2 protein-coding genes are annotated in these 1514 nt (G+C 59.3%); both read right to left on the bottom strand.

All coding sequences use genetic code 11. The annotated features are described in order from the left end of the window. On the bottom strand, nucleotides 1–909 hold a 909-nt coding region (locus U4E84_RS17110; RefSeq protein WP_322533306.1), incomplete at its 3' end, for a nucleoside recognition domain-containing protein. Nucleotides 910–951: 42 nt separating this feature from the next. After that, complete coding sequence (locus U4E84_RS17115; RefSeq protein ID WP_322533307.1) at nucleotides 952–1452, bottom strand: FeoB small GTPase domain-containing protein; 501 nt, start codon at nucleotides 1450–1452, stop codon at nucleotides 952–954. Between the last annotated feature and the right edge of the window lie 62 nt (nucleotides 1453–1514).

A 1514-nucleotide genomic window follows, 5' to 3' on the forward strand; every position in this document is an offset into this window, starting at 1 on the left:
GATCGCGTCCATCAGGTCGGTCACGTAGAGCACGTTGACCACACCGACGCTCAAGAGAACGAACGGCAGACCTGTGGTGAGAAATCCACGGGTGCGCATCTTGATTTTTCGGCCGATCTGCCGCGGCTGTGGCCAACGTAGCGGGGGAACGTCAACAATAAACTCCGGCGTTGAGCCGCTGACGATCCGGTTGAGGACCGCACCGAAGAAAAAGAAGCCGGCAATTAGATACAAGATAATGAATCCCGTGTATTGAGGGATCAACGAGAGCATCACGCCCAACTGTGCACCACAAGGGATGAACACCGACAGCAGGGTCATCATTATGAACCGCTGTTTCTCACCTTCAAGCGACCGGGTTGCTTCGACGCCCGGCACGTTACACCCGAAGGAGAGAACCATCGGCACGACCGCAAAGCCGTGTAAGCCGATCCGGTGGAAGAAAGTGTCGAGCAGGACGGCCAACCGCGGAATGTACCCCGAGTCCTCGAGGATCGATAGAATGAGGTACAACGCGAGCAGGGCGGGCACAACGACACCGACAGCAACGAACAGACCGCTCGTGAGCATCCCGAAGGCCTTGGAGCTGCTGGTCGCCGCCGGATCGCCGACGAGAATGAAGTACATCCAAGTGCCCTCAAGCGGGAACGCCGCTTGGAGCAAAGGCAGCCAGTACTCGTCGAATAGTGGGATGAAATACCCATCGGTAAAGAAGCCGGCGACGGCACTAAAGAAGCCCCAGATACCGTAGAGGACAGCGGCCGCAAACGGAAATCCGGTCCAAGGCGAGATCATCAACTGGCCGATCTCGTCGGCGATCGAGGTCTCGGCCGTCTCGTATGCCACCGTCTGGTCGGCGATCGCGTCAACGAGGTCCCACCGCGTCGTTGGGTCAGGTTCCGGTTCCATGAGTCAAGATGAATCTCGGACGCGCGTCTGTACTTTCTCGATCTACGGCGATCTGTCCTCGTTGATCCGCCGTTTGAGGGTCTCGATGCCGCGTCCCTCCGTTGCGACAGTCGGGACAACCGGCACGTCAAGCAGTGCCTCGACTCTCTTGACGTCGATCTCGATCCCATGGCGACGCGCTTGGTCCCACATGTTGACCGCCACAGTGAGCTCGAACTCGCGCTCAACGAGTTCGAGCACTACGTTGAGCCCGCGCTCGAACCGTGTTGCGTCGATCACCCCAACGACGAGCGCGTCCTCGGCGCCGTCGAGCAGGTCAACTGTCACCTCCTCAGCGCGGTCGTGCGGGTCAAGCGAGAAGGTCCCCGGCGTATCAATGACGGGAACTGTGTCGCCGTCGACGACGAACTCTCCCTCTGTGTAGCTGACGGTTGTTCCAGGGTAGTTCGACTCGACAGCGGTCGCGTCCGCGAGTCGGTTGAATAGAACGCTTTTGCCGACGTTCGGATGCCCGACGAGAAGTACCTGCGATGGACCAGTCATCACTTGGTCGAGACTTTGATGCCGCGCGCGCACCGTCGACTAATCGACACTACCGACCGATC

This window comes from Halorubrum sp. AD140, from assembly GCF_034497445.1.
Taxonomy (GTDB): domain Archaea; phylum Halobacteriota; class Halobacteria; order Halobacteriales; family Haloferacaceae; genus Halorubrum.